This window comes from Kitasatospora sp. NPDC088264, assembly GCF_040685715.1.
In the GTDB taxonomy this organism is placed as follows: domain Bacteria; phylum Actinomycetota; class Actinomycetes; order Streptomycetales; family Streptomycetaceae; genus Kitasatospora.
In genome coordinates this window covers 1-4,047 of sequence record NZ_JBFBIR010000126.1, presented here as the reverse complement: position 1 = coordinate 4,047, position 4,047 = coordinate 1, and the positions used below count along the sequence as shown (strand labels likewise).

Genomic DNA, 4,047 nt, shown 5'->3' with positions numbered 1-4,047 from the left:
GCGAGCACCGCATCGACGTCGTGGTCACCAAGGACAGCGGCGGCGCCGCGACCGCACCCAAACTCACCGCCGCACGCGAACTCCACCTGCCCGTGATCATCGTGCGGCGTCCGCCGGTCCCTGCCGCACTCGGCTGATCTCGCCTTGCCAGATCCAGGATGGTGCATTTATGTTCCACTTAGCGAACACCGCGATCAGGTCCTCGCCGAGGAGAACGCCCTCGCCGTCGCCCTCGCCGTCCACGCCGCACTCACCGTCACCGCACCCGACCGACAGGCCCACCGTGTCGGCGGCCCCAGCATCGGCACGGTCCTCGGCAACCTCACCCGACGCGGCGGCATCCACGAGACCACCGTGCGGGCCACGATGCGGGAACTCGGCCGCTCCGGCCGGCAGGCGATGTCCCGGCTGGTCCACGACGCCACCCGCGCACGCGGATCCCAGGTCGACCTGCGCACGGTCGCCGCCCTCGCCTACGGCACCCCCGGAGGCGACCGGCCCAGCAGCTGCCCACCAACCCCACAAGGCCACTGACTGCACGCCCTGGACGGGGTGAACACGTGGACGCCCGCCATCAAAGTGCTGCGGGACAGCGTTGCGGCGGCGTCCAGGTAGTGCGCCAGACGTCCCGCCCCACCGCCGAGGGCACGTTGCGAAAGTGGATCTCGGCCTGATGATCACTGTTTGGCCGCACCATCATGCGCGACACCATTCCGCATGTGAGGAATTTTCGTCCACATTGAGGAGTATTTGGAAGCTGGCCTACATCAATGAAGGAAAGGGAGTTTCATGAAGCGTGCTTCATTATGCGCGGCCGCTGTCGGGGCGGTCGCGTGTTGGCATCTTCAGTGTGCACGGTGAAAGTTCCGACCCAAGCTACAGCGAAAGGTTGCTGAACATGATCCACAGTGAACTGAAGGCCCGGCTCCTGCCGGCCAGCCTGAACAATATCACCGTCCAGCAGAGGAGGCGGCCGAGCCCCGCGTGGACCGCGGTGACAGCCGGCGCCCTTTGCCTTTCGATGGCGACGGCCACACCCGCTAGCGCACTACCAGCGCCTGCCGCCCCGAATCAGGCCCAGCGGAGCGCATACGCCAGCGGGCCACACCGGCCCATCATCTTCGTCCATGGCTGGCACTCCGAAGGTGCGGTCTGGAACGGGATGAAAGGATACGCCGAAACACAGGGATACAAAGAAAGCGAACTGCACGTCTACGATTACAGCAAGATGACAAAGCCCGGCCAGACCAATCCTCCCAATCCTGGAATCGACCACATCGCCGCAGGCTTCGCCAGGGAAGTCAACGAGATCGCAAAGACGTCACCGGACGGCAAGGTCGATATTGTGGCCCACTCGATGGGAGGTCTCGTAGCACGCGCCTATATCAAGAATTTGGGCGGAGCAGAAAAAGTGAAACACTTCGTATCCATGGGAAGCCCCCACCATGGAACAATCGTGGCCGACGTGGGAGTTGGAGCATCCGAAGCCGTCCGTGCAATCGGGGCATTCCTGGGGGACCATAATATCCTGGTTGGCTACGCAAAGGAACTTGCCGAGAATTGCGATTTTCAATGCCATGACATGGCAAGCGGGTCAGCTTTCCTGCGGTCGCTGAACTCGGGAGACGAGGCGCCACATGGGGCTGATGGGTACCCCAGGTACACAACCTTCCGCTCCAACATAGACGACGAGCCGGCGGTCTACCTCAATACCAGAAACAAATTTAAGCCCCAGATTGGCCTGTGCGACGGTGTCGTATTCGGAATTACCGAACAGGGCGCCTGGGCGTACGAAGGAAAGGGCCCGAATGTTCGAGGCGGAAAGACCTCCACCCTCCGAGGGGCAGAAAATATCGTCACGACATGCTTGCCCCATGGCGAATACTATAACGACCCATGGACGCAAGAGAAAACCCTGGACACACTCGCCGAAACGACCATCGGAGAAGAAGACAAGTACGCCCCCAGGGCGCGAAACAGGACAAAGTGCAATGAACTGACAAGGACCCATTACCGCGATAATTGGGTTCAAGCATGGCTACAGTCCTGCCTGCAAGTCACCCCCGAAAAAGAGGTTGCCCCGGTCCTCAGGATCCGCGGATGCGGGCACTATCGAAGTCCTTTCGGGAAAGCCCTTTGGTACTATACGCCCGAAGGGTGGGGGGACAACGTGGAGTGCGTCATGGGTCGCGATGGCCTCTCACTCAGGAAAAAGGGTAGTCGCATAAAAAAGGAGCCCGGCTATCATAAAGCGGAATTTAACACCCGGGCCGGTGAAGTAAAGGTCGACACACTCTCCCTTCATGGTCCAGGTGATTATCAACTCTACACTCCGACCCTGAACAATCCCAATGGTTCGCCCAGGATTACCGTGAAAGTTCAACCGTGGGATGATAGTGACAACTACACGACCCTGGACCCCCTTGTCGAAGGGCCGAGCGTGACGGTCCACTGAACCCGGATCCACCGGCCTGATGCCCGTGGATAGTTCCCTCAGAAACGAGGAAGTGCCTTGTGACATGCGATGATGGGAGTTCTTCACGCTTCCAGCACGCACAATCGACAAGGCACTTCTGAGATGAAATCCTCCACGCCGCGACGAAGTCCGCTATCCCGCTTACAGGCAGTGGCCGCGCACCGTGGCGCATGCCTCGTACAGCACAGCCCACACCTCGTCGACCATCACGGCGGACCGGCGGGCCTGCCGCACGAACTCGGCGGTGGCGTCAGGCTGAAGGCGGCAGAGCTTCACGAACTCCTGCGCGAGCGGCACGGCGGCGATGAACCGGGCGTTTTCGGCCTTGGCATCCGCGATGCCGAACGGCATCCCGATCTCGTCGGCGATCTCCAGTCGGGCGTGAAGGGTCTCGTCGGTCGCCGCCCGCACCAACCGGCGCAGGTCCGGCACGCCGAGGACGTCGCACCCCTCTGGGGGCACTCCTGGGTCAGTAGCGCGGCGAAGGCATAGGCGAGGTTGAGGTTGCCGAGCCCCTTCTGCTACTGGTCCAGCTCCCGCAGCACCGACGACTGCAGGGCAGCGGCCACCATCACGACGTCGCCGTTCCTCTGGGCGGCGAGCAGGGTCTCGACCTCGGCGTTGACAGTCTGGGGTGCGGCCCTGGGGCTGCACCCCCGCACCCCATTCCCATCCGGGTTGGTCAGCGGCGTCCGGACAGGCGGTTGTCGTCCATGCCCTGCGCGAGTACGTCGAGCTGCCCGGCGCCGGCCAGCTCGGTCGGGCCGTACACCGCGGCGTCCATCCTGTCGGGGCTGTCCATCCCGGTGACCCAGGCCAGCATCTGTCCTTCCAGCTCCGGGTAGTGCCCGACGTGATGCCCTCGGCCCGAGAACTCGACGGGGACGATCCGGGCCGTGTCGATCCACGCCCGCCGCCACACCCCACCCCTCGACGGGGCGCGGCTTCTACATGAACAACAACCACCACAGCCGCTCGCCGACGGCGTGCCAGATACCGACCAGCGCCTTGCAGCCGTACCGGGCCAGCCACAGCGACTCGCCGACCTTGCGGCCGACGGCATCGTCGGGGCTGCCCGCGATGGCAGGCAGGTCGATGACGGTCCAGTCGGACGCCGCCTTCCGCAACAGCTTCCACGCGGTGTAGTCGTTGCCCACACGGGGGCGGCTCCGCTTGTCGAGAAAGAGTGGCCCCAGCGGCCAAGGCCGCGCGCGGCGGCGGCTCGGGGGGTTGCCGCCGCCGCGCAGCGGAAGGTTACCTCACCCCAGAGCATCGCAAAATCTGTGTGCGCCGGAGTAGACATTGCTCGTGGGTGGGTCTAACGTTTCTCTCGTAGACAGCAGTCGGCGATGCTGGCCAGACACGAACTGGCCGGGGTTGTTGGACAGAAGTTCGCAGTTCGGTCCGGCAGTGGAGTTCCGAAGCCAGGCAGGTGCAGGACGGCGACGGGGCTGGCTTCCGGACCGGGCGGCCCGCAGGTATCAGGGGCCGCCACCAGCGGTACCAGTAGGACGCAGTTCAGTGAGTGCAGTACCGGCAGTCGCGAGACAGGCACGGCCTCGGCAAAGGCG

The 4,047-nt window shown here is 63.7% G+C and carries 7 protein-coding genes; 3 read left to right on the top strand and 4 right to left on the bottom strand.

The window, feature by feature from the left end; genetic code table 11:
• The 3 genes from AB0O82_RS38495 to AB0O82_RS38485 form a co-directional block, all read left to right on the top strand.
• On the top strand, window positions 1-137 hold a 137-nt coding region (locus AB0O82_RS38495; RefSeq protein ID WP_363589694.1), incomplete at its 5' end, for a precorrin-6A/cobalt-precorrin-6A reductase.
• Between the two features lie 7 nt (window positions 138-144).
• A complete protein-coding gene (locus AB0O82_RS38490; protein WP_363589691.1) occupies window positions 145-534 on the top strand; it encodes a hypothetical protein in 390 nt (129 codons plus the stop codon).
• 364 nt (window positions 535-898) lie between these two features.
• Entirely contained in the window at window positions 899-2,455 is a 1,557-nt protein-coding gene (locus tag AB0O82_RS38485) for an alpha/beta fold hydrolase (protein ID WP_363589693.1), read from the top strand.
• Window positions 2,456-2,617: 162 nt separating this feature from the next.
• Here the strand turns inward: AB0O82_RS38485 and AB0O82_RS38480 are convergent, their stop codons facing one another.
• The 4 genes from AB0O82_RS38480 to AB0O82_RS38465 form a co-directional block, all read right to left on the bottom strand.
• On the bottom strand, window positions 2,618-2,908 hold the full coding sequence (locus AB0O82_RS38480) for a hypothetical protein (RefSeq protein WP_363589689.1): 291 nt from the start codon (window positions 2,906-2,908) through the stop codon (window positions 2,618-2,620).
• A gap of 89 nt (window positions 2,909-2,997) precedes the next feature.
• Complete coding sequence (locus AB0O82_RS38475) at window positions 2,998-3,138, bottom strand: hypothetical protein (protein ID WP_363589687.1); 141 nt, start codon at window positions 3,136-3,138, stop codon at window positions 2,998-3,000.
• A 20-nt stretch (window positions 3,139-3,158) separates the two neighbouring features.
• Window positions 3,159-3,299, bottom strand: coding sequence for a hypothetical protein (locus AB0O82_RS38470; RefSeq protein WP_363589685.1), 141 nt, complete (start codon window positions 3,297-3,299; stop codon window positions 3,159-3,161).
• A 124-nt stretch (window positions 3,300-3,423) separates the two neighbouring features.
• Entirely contained in the window at window positions 3,424-3,633 is a 210-nt protein-coding gene (locus AB0O82_RS38465) for a hypothetical protein (RefSeq protein WP_363589683.1), read from the bottom strand.
• Window positions 3,634-4,047 lie beyond the last annotated feature (414 nt).

Bases quoted from the DNA above. Each gene is read 5' to 3' on its own strand.
- AB0O82_RS38470 (WP_363589685.1), bottom strand. From the start codon at position 3,299: ATGCTGGCCTGGGTCACCGGGATGGACAGCCCCGACAGGATGGACGCC.
- AB0O82_RS38485 (WP_363589693.1), top strand. From the start codon at position 899: ATGATCCACAGTGAACTGAAGGCCCGGCTCCTGCCGGCCAGCCTGAAC.